An 18,929-nucleotide genomic window follows, 5' to 3' on the forward strand; every position below is an offset into this window, starting at 1 on the left:
CTGGGAGTACGCTGTGAGACATGAAACGAATCCTGCCCTCAGCCTTGGCAATTGGAGTCGTTGCTAGTGGTTTGTTCGTTGGAGGTATCGCCTCTGCAGCCCCAGCAAAGGCCGATCCTGACATTTGCGGTTCCGTAGACACCTACCCGCGGGTCACCGTGTGTGCTGACGGTGGCTGGGACCGTGGTTGGGATCGCGGCTGGCGTGGTGGACACGGCAACGGCTGGGGCAAGGGCCACTGGAAGCACGGCGACTGGGACTGACCTAGACGGTCCCCTACCCCTTACCCCGCAGCATCACCGCGGGGCGTAGTACTAGTTCCCCGCGGCGCCTTTAGATGGGGCCGCTGCTGGAGTATCCGTCACCGGAACGCGGCCCGAAACGCCGCGCATAGTCCTCGTGGATATGCGCGTCTTTCTGACGCTTGAGCACATCGACCAGACCCGGATCCAGATCGTGCTGAACCAGCCGGTGTCGGCGCCACACCTTGTTGAGGGCATGCGCCATGATCAGCACCCAGGCGTAGATGGGCACCGTCATTTCAAGATGCACGTAGAGCGAGGCGGGTAGCAGCCAAAACGGCGCGAGGATGAACAGCGGCGGAATCGCACATCGGAAGATGTGCCGCCGCACGGCACCCTTGCCCGCCAGGTCATAGGCAACCCAGTTTTTCATCGAGTCAGGCAGACGTCGCCCGTAGCAGTAGGCGATGTACTGGAGAAGATTCGGACGGTCCGCGGCCATAACTAGATTGTAGACTAATAGTTAGTGCACTAACTAACAGCTAGGATGGTGCGAATGACCGCAGTCTCGCCGGATATAGACCCCCTAGCCCTGGAACGGCAAGTGTGCTTCGCGCTGGCCGTCACCAACCGCGCAGTGCTCGCGATATACCGACCGCTGCTCGCACCGCTGGGCCTGACACACCCCCAGTATCTGGTGATGCTCGCGCTCTGGGATCACGCCAAGGAGGGCCAAGAACCGGCCCGAGAAGCCCCGTCCGTCAAGGAGATAGCCGCCCTGCTGCAGACAGATTCGGCCACCATCTCCCCCATGCTTAAGCGACTCGAAACGTTGGGGCTCATTACCCGTCCGCGCAGCGCCGTCGACGAGCGCACCACGAACGTCACCCTGACCAAGGATGGCGCCGCGCTGCGCCGGAAGGCGCTCAAGGTTCCGGGCGCCGTGGTGGAGCGCCTGGGTGTCAACCTCCGCGAACTCGAACACCTGCATGAGGTGCTGACCAGGATCAACACCGCCGCAATTGCCGCAGGCGCCTTGGACACGGAGTAATCCAACCCCGCCTGGTCCAACCGCTTTGTGGCGTCCGCCACATTTCCTATACACCGATCGGTCTACATGCTGGAATCGAAGGTAGACCGATCGATGTACCAAGGAGGCCATCATGTGGACAGAATCAATGGTGTTCATCGTCCCGCTGATCGTGATCATCGCAGCGCTCTGGACGGCGAACGGGGAGCACTCGATGAACTACTACGAACGCGATGCGCAGAAAGGCATGTGGCAGCACTAGTTTGCGTCCCCACCCGGCGTCTGTTTGTCTGACGTCATGACCAAGGACGAAGCCGCAGAACTGATCACCGCCCGCCGCGTCGAGAAGAACCTGACATGGCAGCAGATCGCGGAAGCGATTGATTCACCGCTGATTTGGACGATCGCCGCACTATTGGGCCAACATCCGGTCCCCGAGGCCAAGGCCACCAAGGTGGCCGAGCTTCTGGAGCTGGGGCCGCAGCTCATCACGGCACTGCGCGCTCAGCCGTACCGCGGCACGCTGGACGGCGTGGCGCCCTCCGACCCGACGATCTACCGGCTCTACGAGGCGTTGAGCGTCTACGGCCCGGCGATCAAGGAGGCCATCCATGAGGAGTTCGGCGACGGCATCATGAGCGCCATCAACTTCAAGGTCGATATCGCACGTCGTCCGGATCCCGATGGGGACCGGGTAGTGCTCACCTTCGACGGGAAGTTTCTCGACTACCGCTGGTAACCGCTCACAGCAGGCCGCGGATGTTGCGGCCTGTGATGGCACCCCATTTGGTGTCGAGTGCGTTCATGAGCAGCTGCCAGTACGGCGCCCACAGCGTGCGTTGTGCCGTGGCCGGAGGCATCGTCTTGTATGTGGCCGCCTGCTGCGTCCACCGCCACGCCAGTCCCCTGGCGACATCGTCGATGCACCAATAGATGAGCTCGTTCGGGTTGTTCGTGGTCTTCCAGAGGAAACCCTTCTTCGGATCACGCGTGTGGTACCAGAACTGGGCGCCATCAAGCACATACTGCGGCGCGGTGTTGGAGTGACGCTCGCCCTTGGCCAGCTCGGTCGGCACCGGCACCTCGGAGATGGCCACCTCCCCCGCGAGGCGGCTCAGCACCGCGATACGCACGTCGAGCTGCTCGCGGATCCACTCCGAGCTCCCCGGGCTCCCCGGCTCGGCCGATGCCGCTACCGGACCGGTCGCGGGCACGGGCACGGGAGCCGGCTGCTTATCTGCCTGTCCCTCGGCAGCGTCGGCCGGTTGGTCGGCGGGTGCCTCTCCAGCGACATCGACGAGTACCCCTCCCGCCCAGTCGACCTTGGCGGGATTGAGCACGCCGTCTTCTTCCAGCGACAGATCGACGACATACGCGATATCGACAAGCACCCCGCGGGCTCCGGGTGTCAGGGCGTCTTCGGGGCGTCGGGGGCCCAGCAGCGCCACATGCACCATGAAGAACTCGCCATCGTCGTCCCGGTCGCAATACTCCATCTCGTACCTGGCGGCATTTGATACGTCGAAGCGGTGCTTGACGGGCGGTTCCAGCAGCACGCTGCAGAACTGCACCGGGTGGTTGACATCCCCGTCCAGCATGCCGAGTTCTGTTGCGGTAATGGGTAGTTCGGCGGCCAGGCCAGGTGCGGCATCGTCCGCTGCCGCACGGATCGTGAACATGCGCGCGTCGGGCGGCCAGTCGTCTGGCTCCGGCGCGGCCCCCTGGTGACCGGTGGTATCAACCGTCATGTTCTTAACCGTATGGCAATCCCATACTTCGGGCGACGATGGTGCACCCAGACCTGTTAGTTTTACCCACAGACCGTCCCCGCTGGGGGGAGCACATTGGACGTCAAGGAGAGCACCATCGTGAAGATCAATCTGCCCATTATTGCCGCGGCGGCGGCCGCCGTAGCGGCCACCGGACTAGCCCTGATGCCGACCGCCGGAGCCGATACCGCGCTGGGCCAGCAGGGTCGCCTGACCAACGGCGATGTCGTACAGGCATGGACCATCAGCGACCTCAAGGTCAGCTCGGACCAGCTGCCGTACCAGGCCAAGGGCACTCTGTGGGAAGCCACCGCCACCGACGAGGCGATCGAGGGCAGCGTTATCCCGATTGTCGCCAACTTCAACGCGAAGGCCAAGGACGGGGAGACCTACCGCGTGCTCTACGGGGTGGCCACCGACCAGGGCGTGAACCCGGGGACTCTGTCGCAGGGTGAAAAGACCACCGGCAAGATCTATTTCGATGTGACCGGTGCCGCCCCTGAAACGGTGACCTACACCTCCAGTGACGAGGATCTGCTCACCTGGAAGGCTGCTCCCGCCGCGGCACCGCGTTCGGGTGGTTCGAGCCAGTCACATGGCACCGCCCCCGCACCGGCCACCAGCACCACAGCCACGCCGGCGCCTGCCGCCGTTCCGGCCGGAAGCCAGGGCACCCCGCTGCCCGCCGGAAGCCAGGGCACTCCGGTGGACGGGCAGCAGCCCGCTGCGACTCCCACCCCGACGGTGGCACCGGTGACCGCGACGCCGGCTCCGACACCTGCTACCCCGGCGCCCGGTGCTGAGGGCACCCCCCTGAGCGCCACCGCCACCCCGGCACCCGGCGCCCCGGCACCTGCCGCCGAAGGCACGCCGCTGAACGCCACTGCCACCCCGGCGCCTGCGGCACCCGCAGCTCCCGGGGCCGAGGGCGCTCCGCAGATCGCCAACCCGCCTGCGGCCGCCGTGCCCGCGATTCCCGCCGTTCCGGCGTCCGACAGCGCCCCACACGGACAGCGCTCGGCAGGCAGCCAGGGCACACCCACCGAGGGATAGTTCAGCAGCTCGTCAACGACCGCCGGCCGCGTCATGCGGCCGGCGGTTTTTGTTATGAGTGCAAAGACCACCAAGAGAACAGCTGGTCCAGCGTCGGGCCGGTTGCACCCGAACGCGTCTCGCTGAGCAGAAGCCGCTCCTCATCGGTCCAGCCGACCATGGGACGCCCTTGCGCCGAGCCGCAGAACACCGTGCCGCTCACCTGATCCGGCGCCGTGTTGCGATGCCACGCCCCCGGCGACTGGATCTTTCCCGGGCACACCACCACAGCGCTGCGCTTCATCAGGCGGCTCAGTCCGGACGCAAGCGCGGACTTGTCGCGCACCAATGAATAGCTGGCCTCGGTTGGCCCGTCCGGATCATCACTAGGGCCGCACTTGATTTGTGCCACTGCCTCATTGGCGGGTTCGACGGCCTTGCACGCCGACGCCGAATATCCCGCCGGGAGCATCGAGATCAAACGACTCTCCGCATCGGAATTCCGGCTGGATACCGGCGTCGACGGGGCAGCGGTGGCGTCCCCGGGGACGTCGTCGGTGCCTCGGCCCATGAATATAGCGACGATACCTCCGACAACCACCACGGCCGCGAGCACCGCGCCGCCAATCATCAACGGCCGCTTGCTTCTTTCGGGCTTCTCTTCCCACGATGAGAAATCGACCGGGCTCGAAGACTTCACGGGTTGTGAGGCCTGCCCAGATGCGGTAGGCGTGGTGTCACCGAAGAGCTCGTGGCTCGGCCACTGCATATACGGCGCGGACGGCGGCATACCGAGGCCGCCCGCATACGAGTCCGTCGATACCGGCTGCTCGATGAACGGAGGCAGATCGAAGTCCTGCTCCGTCGGCGCGAACGGCCCGGAGTCGGAGGTCATCCCGGGAAGGGCGTTGAGGACCGGCAGCGGCGCGGTGTCCGCAGCGTCAGACGAGTCCTCGGCCGCCGATGAGCCCGCTCCGATATCCATCCGCTACCCCCAATGAGTGTGGTCGCCGTATTCCCCGTGTATCAACCGCGTGGTCAATGCACAAAGACTAGTCGGCCCCGCTGCCCACCGGCCGAAAGCACGCATCGTGGGTCTCTCAGTTCCAGCCAAGGCAAGCTCCAGCGCGTGGCGCGCGCTATCGGTCACAGCCGACATGTTGGCACATGCCGTCATTCACTCGCGGCGGATATCGCCAGTCGCTACCGGACTGCCTTGCTCGGCTCCGGCACCAACGCCCGTGCGATAGGCAGAATGTACTGACGGGCGTACCGTTCGGTGTCTTCCCTGGTGGCAAGCTCCCGCCGGGTGCTGGGCGCGAGTATGAGCGAATGCGTCAGGCGCACAAATACTTCCGCGACACCGTAGGAGTCATCGACGAGATCACCGGCACTTCGGCTCACATGGCCGGCCAGGTATGTCGTCGCCATATCCAGGGCTGGGCCCGCCCCACTTGTCAGCACCGGCAGCACCGACTCCGGATCGGTCTCCACCGCTCGATGCATCAGCGGATGTGTGTGCACATACCAATAGATCCCGGTGAAGCCCGCCACGAGCTTGTCTTCGGGGCTGTCCAACGCGGCGATTTCGCGATCTATGGCGGAGAACATCGTCTGCGCCTCCCGCATGAGGACCGCGAGCACGAGCTCGGTCTTGTTGGGCCAGCGACGGTACACCGTCATATGCGATACGCCCGCGCGCCTTGCGATCTCGTCGACTGTCGCACGGCGGATACCGAAGCTGAGCAGGGTCTGCAGCGCGGCCTCCAGGATGCGCTCGCCGGTCGGGTCCGGATCTACAGACACAGCTCAGTCTCTCACGCGCAGGTACTTCCCAACCCGATGTTGTGATGTTACGGTTTACCTCAGTTACTAACACCCACGGAGGCTGCAATGACGCAGGTACTGCCGCACGACACCGATTCCGCCCGCGATTCGGATCCACACCTCCAGGAAGACGGGCTGGCCCTCCTGCGCGCGGACGGGGTTCGCCCCCGCGTCATGGCCGAATTCCGCAAGCACCTCGGCAGTCCCCTGGTCGGCGTCTTCGGCGGTGTGCTGTTCGACGAGGTGGCCGTGATACCGATAGCCGCGTCCGTCGACCGTACGGGCCGATTCCGCCAGAACTTCACCGACCGCGGCATCCGCAGCGGGCTGAGCGCTCTGACCCTGATTAGCGGCAATCGACAACAGCGCGCCGACACCGCACGGTGGCTCAAGGAGCAGCACCGCGCAGTGCGGGGCACCGGCGTCGGCGAGTACGAGGGGGTCCGTTACAGCGCATTAGATCCGGAGCTATGGATATGGATAGCGGCCAGCGCCATGAACGCCATCCTGGAGTCATTCCCGCACTGCACGGGTTATGCGATGACTCCCGTGGAGAAGGAGGCCGCGTACCAGTATCAGCGGCATCTGCTCATTGACCTCGAATTGCCGAGCGCCAATGGCAAGCTCCCGGCGACGTATGCCGCCTTTGTCGACTACTACGACGACATGGTGGAAAACAAATCGCAGTCCAACGGCTTTCTCCGCGAACAGTTCACCGGTTTGATGCGACTGCCGCTGCCGACGCTGCTGCTCCCCGGCGCGCTACGCCCAGCCCTGATGCCGCTCTGGCTCGCGATTCGCCCCATTGCTGGCCGCATGATTCAAGTGTGCTCGGCTAAGGCCATGCATCCGGCGCTGCGCCAGATGATCGGATTCGAGCTCAAATCTCACCACAACGTCGAGTTCGCGCTGTATACGCGACTGTTGCAGTTGGTATGGCGGGTGACGCCCGACCGGTTGCTGGTAGAACCCGTGCTGTACAACAACATTCGCATCGACACGGCGCGCTCACAGCTCGACGGTTCGCCTGCGGCACAGCGCAAATTCGACAAACTTGAGCGGTCGTTGACACGGCGAAACGAGCGGCTGGCGGACTTTTACCACAGCCATCGCCTTGACACCTTCGCCGCTCCGGAACGCCCCACTGGAACCTGCCCGTTCGGCTGAGGGTCGTCGACACCGCGGCCCGATAGACTCCTGCGCTGCTCCCCAGTCCTCGGGTCCGGGCCTCGATCGCATTTTACGGACCGCCGTGCGGCCGTGTTGGTGTGCGGTGTTAACGCCGCCAGTCGTCGTCTCGGTGATTACCGCGATCGTCTCGGTGGTTGCCGCGATCGTCCCGGTGGTCACCGCGGTCATCATGACGGTCACCGTCCCGCCAATCCCGCTGACGGCCGTCGCGCCCCCAGCCGTTTCGATCCCAGCCGTCACGGTCTCGGCCGTCACGGTCAAAACCGTTACGATCCCAACCGCTATCGCGCCAGTTGTCATCGTGACATTCGCGGTCAAACCAGTTGAAGCCCCAGAACGGGTTCCAGAACTCGCCAGGGCACCAGTGATAGCTCGGCGCCGGGATGGCCGGGGCAGGGGCTGCGTTAGCGGAGGCCGCAAGACCCAAACCGCTAGCAGCAATCGCTGCTGATGCTGCAATACCTACGAGAATCTTCACAATCAGACATCGAATCAAAGGACACAATCGTTACGTGCGCTAAACACCGACTTGAGACAGGTCTGACACACGATCGTGCCCAAACTAGGCGGAAGCCCAGAGCGCACCACTACAAATACCTTGTTAGACATACCTTTTTCGCACTCGGGGATCGGTTGGTCGACGCGGGTCCGGCCAAGTGCGCCAGAACGCGTCACCCCAGATCTGAGAATGCGGGGCGGGACTCGGCTCGCTTTCGCTCGATCAGCAGCATGACGAGGCACAAGCCAGAGGGGATAAGCTCGCCGAGGAGGTCGCCGCTGGCGATCGGATTGATCCGCCAGTGGGATGCGCCTACACGCGCGAGGCCAGGCCCATCCCAACGAGGGCAAGCTAACTCGGATGACTGCGTGTACGGGAGGTACCCGATCCTGCGATCAGTGCATTATCTAGCGGCGAGGCAATCTTCGTCCAAAACACTCATGTTCATCACTGCCCTGGCGATCACATCATGACCGCCGGGCCTCGCGGCCTATCGCAGGTCGCCCCTACCCAGACGGCCGATCACACACCAGCGGCCACAGCCAAGACAACGCCGCGCAAATGGATGGCGGTCGCCACAGTAGGAGTGGCGGTATTCGCCGTCACCACAACGGAAATGACACCGATGGGGCTGCTGCCCTCCATCGCGGGCGACCTGCACGTCTCCGAAGGTCAGGCCGGGCTCAGCGTCACCCTGTACGGCGTCCTCGCCGGGCTCCTGGCCCCCGCCACCACTGTTCTCACCGGCCGCATCGATCGCCGGACACTACTTCTCACGATCCTGGCAGTGTTCACCGTCGGCAATGCGCTGTCCGCCGCCTCTCACAACTACGCCCTGTTCATGGTCTCGCGGTTCACCTGCGGCCTGATCCACGGACTCATGTGGGCCATCGTCGCCAGCGTGGCGATCCGCCTCGTCGCCGACCGCGATGCAGTACGAGCCACCGCGGTCGTCTTCTCCGGGATCTCCCTGGCGCTCGTACTCGGCGTCCCCTGCAGCGCATTCCTGGGCAGCATCCTGGGATGGCGCTGGGCATTCGCGCTCCTGTCGGCACTGTGCGCCCTCACGTTCGTTCTCGTACGTTTACTGCTTCCAGCCCTCCCGTCTCAACGATCCTTTGCCTTCTCCGACCTCGTGCCATTGTTGAAGTCCAAGTCCGTTCGCAGAGCGCTGATCGTCACCGCCGGCGTCGTCATCGGCAACTACAGCGCCTATACCTACATCGCCCCGTTTCTGAGCGGAGCACGCGGGATCAATGACGGGCTGATCGGAGCACTCCTGCTGTCCTACGGCATCGCCGGCGTCGCCGGAAACTTCGCATCAGCCGCACTGCTCAACAGGTTTCGCACGATTCGGCCCGTCCTGGCGGGGCTCACCGTGGTAATGACCGCCGGCGTACTGCTGATGATGATCCCCACATATTCGCTCTTAGCGATAGCGCTCTGGATGGCCGTATGGGGAGCGGCCTATTCGGCATTGCCCGTCGCGCTGCAAACCCTCGTGCTACGGGTCAGCGACAAGCGGAGCGGCGAAGCAACGACATCTCTCTACGTCCTGGTGTTCAACTGCGCAATCGCCGTCGGCGCCCTGTTCGGCGGAATCGCCATTGATAGCGGCGGCCCCCGTATGCCCATGCTGGCTGGCGCGATGTTCTGTGCGGCAAGCCTCGTCGCAATCTGCGTCATCAGGGAGGCCACCGAAACCGTTCGGCCTGAGAGGTTTATCCCTCAAGACCGGTGATGCCGCCGCGCAACTGGCGCGCAACCACCGGCGACAGCAACACTTCTGAGCTGTGGGCGCTCGAGGTCGTAGAAGTGGCAGCCGACGGCATTAACGGCTCGATGACAGTCACTAGCTGGAGTTGACGGCGTCGAGGTGTTCGTCTCGGTCGGTGTGTTCCGGCGTACGACCACAGCCCACCAGTCCGGCAGCAACCGCGACCACAGCGGTCAACCAGGACACGCCTTCCCAGTGCCCAAGGACGTCGATAACACTGCGCTGAGTCTGGATCGTGTTGATCAAGCTGGCGACCGACAGCGGAACGAGAGTCAACGTGATGTACGCGAGTGCGGAGTAGCGCGCATGGAATCGGCGCGCAATGGTCGCGATGACGACCGTAAGGATCATGAAGGCGACGATCACCGCGATTCGGCCACCGGGGAATCCGACAAGGGTCATTGATTTTTCCAGCACGTGAAATGGGCCCTCGCTCAACATCAACTCGGGTCTCCACCATGCGAAGACCCCATAAAGGCCGATGCTCATAAGACACGCAAAAGCGGCAAGTGGTCTTGTAAAACTCCGATATTCACGCAAGCGGGGCGTATCGAGTGGAATCGCCGCGGGTAGCAGTACAAAGGGCAAGCGGAACTGCGAGAGAGCGATAGCGCCGACAGCGGCCAACCAACGTTGCATGCGCCCGTTGGCCGTTGCAAGCGCTGACACCGCGGCGACGCAAACTCCGAATGTGACGAAGTCGTTTCCATTGGCATATGCCAGCCAGAATCCGGGGGTAATTGCCAGCAAGACAACGAAGTTGGCTGCACTCTTAAATCCGTGTACCAGATACACGACCACTACGGCACAGGTGAACAGCATGGCCATCGTTGCCGGATACCCGATGATGACCGTAGGCGCATGAGTCACCAACCATCCCGGACCGCAGCTCATGGGGTTGTGACTCCACATTAGATCGCGGTCGTACGGCCATGATCGATGAAGGAGTCGTCCTACACCCACGGTGATGCAGTCGCCCTGATCGGTGCCGCGCCCCTGGCTATGGAGGTGGCTGAGAAGGCGGGATTGCACGACAACTGCGGTCAGCCACACCGCCGCCAGGATCGGGACCACCAAGAAGTGCGACACCTTCAGAAACTTCTTGTACAGCAACGGCATCAGGCAGCTGACGCCACAGAAAACGTAAATGATGCCGGGGCGCACGGGAACGATTTCCCCGATGAGCGGCGCCTTGCCCACCACCGCTAGCCCGGTGAAAATTGCTGACGCAACGTAAAGCCAGCCGGATGAGACGGCCAGCGGCTCTGGCGAATGCAAAGATCTGTCGCAGCGTGAAATGAATCTGCCTGCCGCAACGAGCTTCCCATGTTTCATGAGCGACGATTGCGATTTCATTGCGTTTCCCTCCCCGAGGGCTGGCTGTGTGCCTTGACCCCAGCAGTAGACACGGGAATGTGGTTAGACAGCTTCGGGCAGCCTAGCGGTCCGCAAAACAGGCGGTCCCCTGCGCACCACCGACAACGCCACTCGACTCACTGCCAACCACGTCCGAAGCATCCCCGCCGACCCGCTAGAGTTTTAGACACCTATTCACACAGGTCCCCCGCCCTCGGGGACCGGTTGAAAACCCCTTCGTAGCTCTTCAGCGGTAGTGCTGTTTTCGGTTCCGGAACGCGATAGTGCCGATTTCGGAACGCGTGCACCCCCGCATGCCATCCGCTGCGCGATGCAGCGTCACGCATTTGGTGCACGAAAGACTGAGCGGGATCGGTAAGTTCTGGATTCATGCATACAGTGCGGTCGGGGGGGCCTGCTGGTGGCCCAGAACAGGCGTCCAATCCGCCGAGTCGTGAGACCGCTCGCTGGGCCGCGATCTTGTGTTTCATTGCGGCGTTCATGTGCCTGGTGGGTACCGGTTGGTCGATGTACGCACAGTGGGCGACCGATGATTCGTTTGGTCGCCTTGGTGGGCATCTACCCCAGGACGCGACCTCGGCGCTCGGCGCGTTGGACACCCTGAACACGGTGGTCGCGGTGCTCAACGCGATATTGGCGGTGGCCTTGGTTGTCGGCGGGATCATGCTGTTTCGCCGCAAACCGGCCGGCCGCATGGTCGTCGCAGTGGCCGGCGCTATCTTGCTGCTGGCACCGGTCGTCACCTACATCCTCTCCACCCAGATTTGGAGCAGGCTCGTCGCCGCGATGAGCGAGACCTCCGATGTGGAAGTCGTGCGATTCGGTCCTGGGGTGGGCACGGTGATCCGCGGTGTGCTCGTCGCGTTGGTGATGCTGGGGCTGGTGCTTGCTCCGTCGACCAAACGTTGGTTGACCTACCAGGGCCAGTCGGACGGACAAGGGCAGCCGGCAGCGGCGCCCGGTCCGGTTCTGGACCCTTCGCTGCCACCTCCCACCCGCGGCACCACGCTCGGCGCGGCAGTGCTGACTCTGCTGGGCGCTGCAGTGCTCCTATTTCTCGTTGTCACGGGTGTGGCGGAGGCACTCGATTCGGGTGCGTCTCCGACGATCCAGATTGTCGCCGCGATCGTCGCGGCCGTCATGACACCGCTCGCCGCTGGGCTGATCGTCGGCACGATCCTGTTGTTCCGCCGACGGCTCTCGGGGCGTACCACCGTTGTCGTTTGTTGGGCGGGCGTCGTCATGGCGGCACTCGGTTTGCTTTCGGCAGTGTCGGAAAACGACCACCGTCGAGCTGGAGTCCTCTCGATCGTCATTTTGGCGGTGGTGCTTACGGTGGCCTATGCCGCCGCGGCAATCGCGTTGGCTCTGGCCCGGTCCACCCGACGCTGGTGTGAGGCGCGGACGAGCTTCACGAACCTCCCGGCGTCCACACCTCCCAGCGCTGGATGGACATCGGAGCAACCCAACGCGGTCGGCGTCGCCACCTCAGCGACTCCGACAGCAGGCCACCCGAATCCTATTCATTCGCAGCCGAATCCAGTGGAAGATGTTCATGCGCCGGGAGCCGACGACACCGACCGGGGAAGCGGACCGCCTCGGCGGCGGGTGCGTTGGATGGCGTTGGCGTGCGCGGTGGTCGTCGCCATGGTGGCTGGTGGCGTGGCCGTGGTGCACTGGTGGCCACGCAGCAGTCCGGGCGGGCCGAGCAACGCGCAGGACGCGCCGGTTGGGACGCCGAAAGACCGGTTGATTGGTTTCACACTGGATCGCCAACCGGTACCTGCCTGGCAGGTCTCGGTGACCGATCTCGGGTTCACGCCGGAGACTCGAGTGGGCGACCTTTTCGCCGCCGTCTCGGACAGGGCGTACTTTGCGACGCTGCGCAACGATCCTGACAAACCGGTCGCCGGATTGGTGTACGGCCTGGACACCAAGACTGGCAAGCCGCTGTTCCCGACGATCGAGATGCCCGGATGGTCGGGAGTCACGTGTTCGACCAACGGCCCGTCGGTGGCCGTATGCGTCACCGATAGTTGCCCGGATTCGATAATTTCCTGCACGGGCCAGCACGAGCAGCTCTGGGTGATCGATCTGGACGAGGGCAAGGTGACCTACACCGGTGACCCCAAGGTCCAGGGCGCGGGCAACCTCGAGTCCCGTAGTCACCCAGGTCGCCCGGTTCTGGTCCCGCTCGGGCCCTCCCACGGGGCGAGCTGGCTGGTCGCGGCGGCGGAAGGCAAGGGTGTCTACGGGGTGGGCTCCCAAGGAGAACCGACGTGGTTTCTTCCCGGCAACGGGGATCTGGTCAGTGTTGAGATCAATGACCCGCGAGTGGACGACATCGCGCCGCTGACAGTGGGGATACAGAAGTCCAGCTCCGGGAACGACTTTCGTGTGTTTTCCGTCGATGGGCGTGATCTGACACCCACCCCACCGCAGGGGCAGCGGGTAGCCGAGGTGCGAGTGTATGTCGGTGGTTTCGCCGTCGAGTTCGACGGGGGGCCGCGCCCCCGGGGCGTGGGGTTGTATGACAGCGACGGCAAACAGGTGGCCATGCTGACCGGGTTCTATGCGATGGCCAATCCGGCGATGCCGATCATTGCGCAGAACCGGCCGGGCAAGAACTATGACACCGGCGGGCTGCAGGTTTACACCGCGGCGGGCAAGCCCCAGGTCAACGTACCTGCATCGATACTCGACCACTTCCGCATGATCGGCACCAAGCTCTACGCTGGCGAACCGCCAGGGGCGTGGCGGTCATGGGACCTGTTCACCGGCCAACAGGGCCCAGCCTGCGACATGCAGCTCGACAGCGGCGAATACGTGGGATCTGACGGCACCACCATCATCTGGCGGGACATCAGCAATCAAGAGTTCATCGCCGTCGACCCAGCAACCTGCCAAACCCTGTGGAAAGTACCCGTCAAGACCGGGGACGATTCCTTCGAGGTCATGCAGAAGGCCGGAACCAGCCTGCTGCGGTTGACCGAACACACCATCGCCGGGCTGCGCCCTCCTGCATAGATGTCGCAACCCGGGAGGTTGTTGACGGCGTGCCTGCTTGAAGCGAGAAAACCTCCTGACGGAGTGACCGTGTCTGGCATTCACGCGATAGACCCTCATCGCACGACAAGCCGACGCCCGAAGCATCCCGACGCACCCGCTAGAGTTTTAGACACCTATTCATATAGGTCCCCCGCCCTCGGGGACCTGGGCGGAACTGCATAGACGCTGTTCAGGGCTGGTGCATCTGACGCGACTGGAACGCGAGATGTGGTTTTCTGGAACGCCTGAATCCACCTTTTACAGCGGATGCCGTGAGATCTTGGATGGCCTCAGTTCCCTCGCCTAGATTCGCTCGCCAGCTCGAGGTGTGCTGATGTCCTGTCAACAGAATCAGAGCAGACCGACAATAAGCTGCCGCACTGCCGGGGCTTCCCCAGATTACAGATGGCCCCTAGAAGATCAACGCCAAACCATCAAGCTACTGCGTAGCCACATGGCCAACCTGCTACGCGATACACGTCAAAACATCTCCGACGAGTTGCTCTGGCAACAAGCCAACGAAACACACCAGCCCGCCGAAAAGCACTACGCCGAACTCACCGCCCGCGCAGGCGCCAAGCATGCCCGGCGCCGAAGGTGGCGGAGCGCTGAGATGACAAAGGTGCCTCCGCGCCCGAACCATTGGGGGTGTGAGGGAGCGCGGGGGCCGCCGAAGACATTTTGGTTATTGACCACTGCGCCAGTTGCGGATCTGGCAGCCAATCAATCGGCGGGGCCGCACATTTGGACGGCCCCGAACCGCCGGGCGATTCACCCGCAACTGCTTGGGTAACAATCTCCAACATATAAGTCAATCTGAACCTCGGCGATCCAAGTTGAGAAGCATTCTCATCTCGCCGATAGCTCTTTCAACCAGCGCATCATCTTCCTGAATTCTGTCGGCCGTAAGACGCTCACCTTTCTCAAGATCGTAGAGTTGCATCGCATTTACTGTTTCTATAGCGATCCATGTTCCCCGAAAAATGATGGCCACATGGTCATCGGTCGCTTCAAGCAAAGACGCCACACGCTCGAGACGGTCAGCTAACTTGTACAAGTCGATTGCTCCAGCCTCGTACTGTTCCAACAGTTCGCGTGTTATCTCTCGGGGAGATGGTCGACTAGCATTCATTTAGGATTTCCCATAACTAACAGTGACGACATCGCCTTTCGTGTTTGTAACAACCCAAATCTTGTTGACAGGGTCTATGTAGAGGAGCGTTCCCGGCTTATTACCTGCGACCGGTTTGACAGTAGACACGATACTATCAACAACGGTTGGCGGTATGCCTCTCGCTTGCATCTGATCCAGGGCGTGTCCAGTGAAGTATCTTCCATTAATGGTTGCTGGTGGATTAGTCCCACGGGGGACGCTGAGTTCGTAGCCCTTGCGGCCACTCCATCCCTTGATGAGTCTCTGATCTGCGTCTGCAGCTCTTGCCTCTGCAGCTTCTATTCCCTTTGCTATGGCCGACCGTTCGGCTCGCCCTCGCCACCACCCGGCGATCATTCGCACTATCCCCTTAGCCGCAGAGGCAGTGAGGTCAAGGCCCAGGCTAACCAGTGCGTTGAGAAGTTCTTCAGATACTTCGTCGGGATAGACAAACCCAACATCCGGAGGAGGTACAGACTTGGTGAATACATACGAGTGACAACTCTGTACATATAGGTACTGCACCATTCCTTCGGCGCCAAACACCCTGACCGTCAGTCCTTGCCCATTGGGAGTAGCTGTCGCTCTATTCGTTTCCCCAAATTCATCGACGTAACTAAACGAGAATTCGCCGTTATCGCCGTTTACTAACGAGCTGGGGTCATATCGCGAAAAATCTGGAACGTCGCCAATATCGGCCAGTCCTCTCGTGCTCGCAGCGTCCCGTTCGCGCTTATTTACAGGATCCAACCCCACAGAATCCAAGCGCTGGTTCATATCCTTAAAGCGGTCGATGACCGCTTTACTGTTCAGTTGCTCCAAATCGTCCGGCGAGCTGGGGGGCCCTCCACCATCTCTCGGGCACCCCAGGGGGTCCTTCCAATCCGGTTCTTGGCGAGAGGGTTGTTCATGTGTAGTTACTGCTGTTTCGCGTTGCGCCAATTCCACTTCCGCAGCCGCTGGCTCCTGGCAGTCCTCCAAGCTGAGATTGTTTTCTGCGAGCTTGTTCTCAAAAATCTGCTGCAATATCACCTTGCGTGCTATTTCAACTGGATCCTCCGCTGCAGGATCCAGGGCCGTAGGGTCATAAAATGAGGGCACTGCTGGCTGCCCTATCGGCCCACCTGAATTAGCGTCTCCGTATGACGGGGTTTGCTGCACCCACGTTTCTATGGATTGTCGCGCTTGTTCGATTTCTTCAGGAGACGGAATGATGGAGTCCCGCTGGACTTCTAACGATTCCATAATCGAACTACAATCCTGTTGATCGCGTTCCTCTTTGTTCTGACTGTTTTGATTGCCACCGTCTTGGTTCGTACTACTTTGTTGTTTGTTGAGTTGGTCGGAGAGTTTTTGCCAGTCGTTGTTGATTTGTTGGTTGTTGGGGGCCTGTTGGTAGTTGTTGGGTTGTTGTTCGCCGTTCGCGGCGCGGTTGTAGCTGCCGTCCTGGTTTTGGGCGGACTGTTGGTTGGGTTGTGCGGCTTGGCTGGGTTGGGGTGCGGCGCTGTTGTAGATGGAGACGCTGTTGTTTTGGTCGGGGGCGGGGTAGCCGCGGCCGGGCTCGTAGGAGGGCGTGGCTGGCATGGAGGGTGGGACGAACTCGGTGCCGCCGCCGGGCGGGCCGGAGGGGTTGCCGCCGCCACCGGGTCCGCAGTCGGGTGGGCAGTCAGCGCGGGCGATCGCCAAAACTGGGCTGACGCCGGCGGGGTTGGGTGTGATGACCGGAAGTCCAATCGCCGCAGCCACGACGGCAAGAATCGCCACCACGGACGTGACGCGTTTCAACCACTCGCGATTGAACACTGTTGTTGACATGGCGATTTGATGCGTGTTCGTCACTATGTACCCTTAGTTCGTGCCGCAGTAGGTGTTGCCGTTAGAGGGCAATCTGCGGCTATCGGTGGCTGGTGTGATGGGCTGGCATAGGGGTCCGGTGAGCATGTTGGCTTTGACCCAGGCCACTTCATCGCTGGCGGTGCGTAGGCAGGTGTCGTATTGATCGCCGGTCTGCCCGAATGCGGCGGTGCAGTTGGTGGACATGTTGGCGAACAGGGTGTTGTTGCAGACGTCGACCGAGGTGCCCTGGGGTGCGGCGTCGAGGCACATTTGTTGGCGCATGCACGCGGGTGCGAAGTCCGCGGTGCGCCCGTCGGGTGAGCGGTATTGGCTGGGTCCGCCCGGGCACATACCTGAATGCCGTTCGGCATACAGCACGGGGTCAACACCGGCGGGCCGGTACTTGCCATCAATGTCAGTCACGTAATCGGCTGGGACAGTGATGACTTGGGGTGCGTTGACTCCGTTGGGCATACCATCCCAGTCGGCGGTCAGCGCACCGGAGGTGGGGGTGTTGGAGGCCCGGTAGGACAGCGTGATCTCGATGGGGAAGGCGAAAATGTTGGCCTGGCCCAGGTTGATCAGGATGTTGGTCTGTTTCGGGAAGCCCGGCCCGATACCCGGAGTCACGTCGATCGCGGCGCGATTGGTGTCGCGGGCCACTGGGATGGAGAAGGTGCCGATTACCCGTGATGGGGCGCCGGGGTGTGCGTCAGATTCCACCAAGACGACGTTGGTGTCCTGGCGTAGATGGGTGCCTTCGGGGATCTTCACACCGACGGCCATATCCGAGGGCGAGAAGATGGTTTTGCGGCGGATGATGATGTCGCCGCCGCCGCCGGAGAACGGGACCACCTGGTAATCCACATCATTGGAGGCGTAGGTGGCGCCACCGTCGCCAGACCAGGCTGCGGCCTGCAGCGTCATCTCGCCGGGTAGGTGGATGGCGATGTTCTTGCCGGCCCAGGTGGTGGGGAAGAAGATGCCGTCCTTGGCGAACATCGGCACCGTGAAATTCGACAGCTCGCGTGCGGCCGCCAGTGGTTGCCCCATGCCGTTGCCCTCCCCTTGCGGGGCGCTTGAGGAGACTTTGGCGCCGCCAATGTTGTTGATACGCGGCGCGTCTTGGGGCATTTCCCGCGGCGCCGGCAACGGCGGCGGAGTCGGTGCGCTCGGGTCCGCGGAGGCGGCGGGTGTGAACACCGTGGTGCGCAGTGCTGGAGCCAGCGCCAGTCCGAACAATGCGACGAGCACTAGCAGGTATTTGACTGCGGCCGTAGAGAACGGAGCAGGGGTTCGGGGATGTGTTGTCATTAGAGGTCTTTCGGTTCGCCGTAGACGGTTTGGGTGTCGTTGCCGTTTTCGGTGCGGATCCGGAACGTCGCGAACGACTGGATCTTCACCTGGCCACCGCACCCGTCGGCCTCCACGTTTTGGTTACGTACTTGGGAGACGGCGTGCATGTTGCGGAAGTTGATGCGGTCCATCGGCAACTGCGCCAACCCGCCGGGCTTCAACACGACACGCATGTATCCGCCGATATGTTCCTGAGCGCCGGCCGATGCGCCCACCGAACCACCACCAAAGCCGCCACCCTGACCACCGCCACCCCCAGCGCCGCCATTGCCACCGCCATACGCGCCGCCATAGGCCTGCCCGTTGACCTGCTGGCTAAGTGTCAGACCTAAGTCGCCGCCGAGTTCCACACCCGAGGACGAATCGGTGCGGCAGCCCACGAAATATCCGGTTTCTAGCTGCGCGTCCTGAATGACCGCCGAACCAGCGCCCGAGATGGTGGCCTCGGCCCGGTACGACACGCGTGCTTGCCACGAGTTGGAAGCCCCGGCGATGTTGTCGATGTGATCAATCACCTCATTGGTCATCGTCAACCCGACCGTCCAGCCGTCATCGGTCACAAACTGCTGCTGCTGATCGGGCATCACCTGCGGATCAGCGCTAGCCAGACCCGCCATAAGCAGCGCCGCCGTAGCACCGAGAGCAACACCAAATGTTGACCCACCTATGGCGGGCCGAAACGGGCGGCGTGAACTTATCTGCATGTCTAACAGGCCCTCTCGCGGAAGGAAACTGGCTCGCGGCGATCACCACTGCACCCAACTTGTCCTGACAAGTTACGGGGACTGTACT

Annotated in this window: 17 protein-coding genes and 1 pseudogene; 9 read left to right on the forward strand and 9 right to left on the reverse strand. The window is 62.5% G+C overall.

Features of this window, described 5'->3' with window-relative positions; all coding sequences use genetic code 11:
* Positions 1-71: 71 nt before the first annotated feature.
* Entirely contained in the window at positions 72-263 is a 192-nt protein-coding gene (locus AB0H22_RS23720) for a hypothetical protein (RefSeq protein ID WP_255486019.1), read from the forward strand.
* 70 nt (positions 264-333) lie between these two features.
* Here the strand turns inward: AB0H22_RS23720 and AB0H22_RS23725 are convergent, their stop codons facing one another.
* A complete protein-coding gene (locus AB0H22_RS23725) occupies positions 334-744 on the reverse strand; it encodes a DUF5313 domain-containing protein (protein WP_180751193.1) in 411 nt (136 codons plus the stop codon).
* A gap of 54 nt (positions 745-798) precedes the next feature.
* On the opposite strand from AB0H22_RS23725, the gene AB0H22_RS23730 reads away from it, so the two are divergent.
* From AB0H22_RS23730 to AB0H22_RS23750, 5 genes and pseudogenes are all read left to right on the forward strand, one after another.
* Positions 799-1,293: a MarR family transcriptional regulator gene (locus tag AB0H22_RS23730; protein WP_358149534.1), complete on the forward strand. Its 495-nt coding sequence runs from the start codon at positions 799-801 to the stop codon at positions 1,291-1,293.
* A 112-nt stretch (positions 1,294-1,405) separates the two neighbouring features.
* Complete coding sequence (locus AB0H22_RS23735) at positions 1,406-1,534, forward strand: hypothetical protein (protein WP_255485999.1); 129 nt, start codon at positions 1,406-1,408, stop codon at positions 1,532-1,534.
* 36 nt (positions 1,535-1,570) lie between these two features.
* Complete coding sequence (gene cynS / locus AB0H22_RS23740) at positions 1,571-2,011, forward strand: cyanase (protein WP_358149537.1); 441 nt, start codon at positions 1,571-1,573, stop codon at positions 2,009-2,011.
* Positions 1,966-2,205 (forward strand): annotated as a pseudogene (locus AB0H22_RS23745) (hypothetical protein); the annotation flags it as partial. The gene cynS and the pseudogene AB0H22_RS23745, both read left to right, overlap by 46 nt.
* 935 nt (positions 2,206-3,140) lie before the next feature.
* Positions 3,141-4,094 carry an MPT63 family protein gene (locus tag AB0H22_RS23750; RefSeq protein WP_358149541.1) on the forward strand — a complete coding sequence of 318 codons (954 nt, stop codon included), beginning with the start codon at positions 3,141-3,143 and terminating at the stop codon, positions 4,092-4,094.
* Between the two features lie 52 nt (positions 4,095-4,146).
* Here the strand turns inward: AB0H22_RS23750 and AB0H22_RS23755 are convergent, their stop codons facing one another.
* Both AB0H22_RS23755 and AB0H22_RS23760 read right to left on the reverse strand, forming a co-directional pair.
* Positions 4,147-5,058, reverse strand: a complete 912-nt coding sequence (locus AB0H22_RS23755) for a hypothetical protein (RefSeq protein ID WP_358149543.1) — start codon at positions 5,056-5,058, stop codon at positions 4,147-4,149.
* A gap of 218 nt (positions 5,059-5,276) precedes the next feature.
* On the reverse strand, positions 5,277-5,879 hold the full coding sequence (locus tag AB0H22_RS23760; protein WP_358149546.1) for a TetR/AcrR family transcriptional regulator: 603 nt from the start codon (positions 5,877-5,879) through the stop codon (positions 5,277-5,279).
* Positions 5,880-5,966: 87 nt separating this feature from the next.
* Here AB0H22_RS23760 and AB0H22_RS23765 point away from each other — a divergent pair, with 87 nt between their 5' ends.
* Complete coding sequence (locus AB0H22_RS23765) at positions 5,967-7,067, forward strand: oxygenase MpaB family protein (RefSeq protein WP_358149549.1); 1,101 nt, start codon at positions 5,967-5,969, stop codon at positions 7,065-7,067.
* Between the two features lie 109 nt (positions 7,068-7,176).
* On the opposite strand, the gene AB0H22_RS23770 is transcribed toward AB0H22_RS23765, so the two are convergent.
* Complete coding sequence (locus AB0H22_RS23770) at positions 7,177-7,569, reverse strand: hypothetical protein (protein ID WP_180751185.1); 393 nt, start codon at positions 7,567-7,569, stop codon at positions 7,177-7,179.
* A gap of 490 nt (positions 7,570-8,059) precedes the next feature.
* Between AB0H22_RS23770 and AB0H22_RS23775 the strand changes: the two genes are divergently transcribed.
* Positions 8,060-9,331, forward strand: a complete 1,272-nt coding sequence (locus AB0H22_RS23775) for an MFS transporter (RefSeq protein ID WP_358149552.1) — start codon at positions 8,060-8,062, stop codon at positions 9,329-9,331.
* Positions 9,332-9,442: 111 nt separating this feature from the next.
* Here the strand turns inward: AB0H22_RS23775 and AB0H22_RS23780 are convergent, their stop codons facing one another.
* Positions 9,443-10,723, reverse strand: coding sequence for a hypothetical protein (locus AB0H22_RS23780; protein WP_358149555.1), 1,281 nt, complete (start codon positions 10,721-10,723; stop codon positions 9,443-9,445).
* Positions 10,724-11,113: 390 nt separating this feature from the next.
* On the opposite strand from AB0H22_RS23780, the gene AB0H22_RS23785 reads away from it, so the two are divergent.
* Positions 11,114-13,771 carry a phage holin family protein gene (locus AB0H22_RS23785; protein ID WP_358149557.1) on the forward strand — a complete coding sequence of 886 codons (2,658 nt, stop codon included), beginning with the start codon at positions 11,114-11,116 and terminating at the stop codon, positions 13,769-13,771.
* 832 nt (positions 13,772-14,603) lie between these two features.
* On the opposite strand, the gene AB0H22_RS23790 is transcribed toward AB0H22_RS23785, so the two are convergent.
* The 4 genes from AB0H22_RS23790 to AB0H22_RS23805 are packed head-to-tail and all read right to left on the reverse strand — an operon-like array spanning position 14,604 to position 18,754.
* Positions 14,604-14,879: a hypothetical protein gene (locus tag AB0H22_RS23790; protein WP_358149559.1), complete on the reverse strand. Its 276-nt coding sequence runs from the start codon at positions 14,877-14,879 to the stop codon at positions 14,604-14,606.
* Positions 14,880-14,924: 45 nt separating this feature from the next.
* A complete protein-coding gene (locus tag AB0H22_RS23795) occupies positions 14,925-16,784 on the reverse strand; it encodes a hypothetical protein (protein ID WP_358149562.1) in 1,860 nt (619 codons plus the stop codon).
* Between the two features lie 9 nt (positions 16,785-16,793).
* Positions 16,794-18,095: a hypothetical protein gene (locus AB0H22_RS23800; RefSeq protein WP_358149564.1), complete on the reverse strand. Its 1,302-nt coding sequence runs from the start codon at positions 18,093-18,095 to the stop codon at positions 16,794-16,796.
* Positions 18,095-18,754 (reverse strand): MspA family porin, encoded by a 660-nt coding sequence (locus tag AB0H22_RS23805; RefSeq protein WP_358149567.1) that lies wholly within the window; start codon positions 18,752-18,754, stop codon positions 18,095-18,097. The genes AB0H22_RS23800 and AB0H22_RS23805 overlap by 1 nt, the downstream gene beginning before the upstream one ends.
* Positions 18,755-18,929 lie beyond the last annotated feature (175 nt).

This window comes from Mycobacterium sp. NPDC050853 (assembly GCF_040653875.1).
Lineage (GTDB): Bacteria > Actinomycetota > Actinomycetes > Mycobacteriales > Mycobacteriaceae > Mycobacterium.

Coding starts and splice junctions, on each gene's coding strand:
- AB0H22_RS23725 (WP_180751193.1), bottom strand. CDS start 744: ATGGCCGCGGACCGTCCGAATCTTCTCCAGTACATCGCCTACTGCTAC.
- AB0H22_RS23730 (WP_358149534.1), top strand. CDS start 799: ATGACCGCAGTCTCGCCGGATATAGACCCCCTAGCCCTGGAACGGCAA.
- AB0H22_RS23735 (WP_255485999.1), top strand. CDS start 1,406: ATGTGGACAGAATCAATGGTGTTCATCGTCCCGCTGATCGTGATCATC.
- cynS (WP_358149537.1), top strand. CDS start 1,571: ATGACCAAGGACGAAGCCGCAGAACTGATCACCGCCCGCCGCGTCGAG.
- AB0H22_RS23755 (WP_358149543.1), bottom strand. CDS start 5,058: ATGGATATCGGAGCGGGCTCATCGGCGGCCGAGGACTCGTCTGACGCT.
- AB0H22_RS23765 (WP_358149549.1), top strand. CDS start 5,967: ATGACGCAGGTACTGCCGCACGACACCGATTCCGCCCGCGATTCGGAT.
- AB0H22_RS23775 (WP_358149552.1), top strand. CDS start 8,060: ATGACCGCCGGGCCTCGCGGCCTATCGCAGGTCGCCCCTACCCAGACG.
- AB0H22_RS23780 (WP_358149555.1), bottom strand. CDS start 10,723: ATGAAATCGCAATCGTCGCTCATGAAACATGGGAAGCTCGTTGCGGCA.
- AB0H22_RS23785 (WP_358149557.1), top strand. CDS start 11,114: ATGCATACAGTGCGGTCGGGGGGGCCTGCTGGTGGCCCAGAACAGGCG.
- AB0H22_RS23800 (WP_358149564.1), bottom strand. CDS start 18,095: ATGACAACACATCCCCGAACCCCTGCTCCGTTCTCTACGGCCGCAGTC.
- AB0H22_RS23805 (WP_358149567.1), bottom strand. CDS start 18,754: ATGGCGGGTCTGGCTAGCGCTGATCCGCAGGTGATGCCCGATCAGCAG.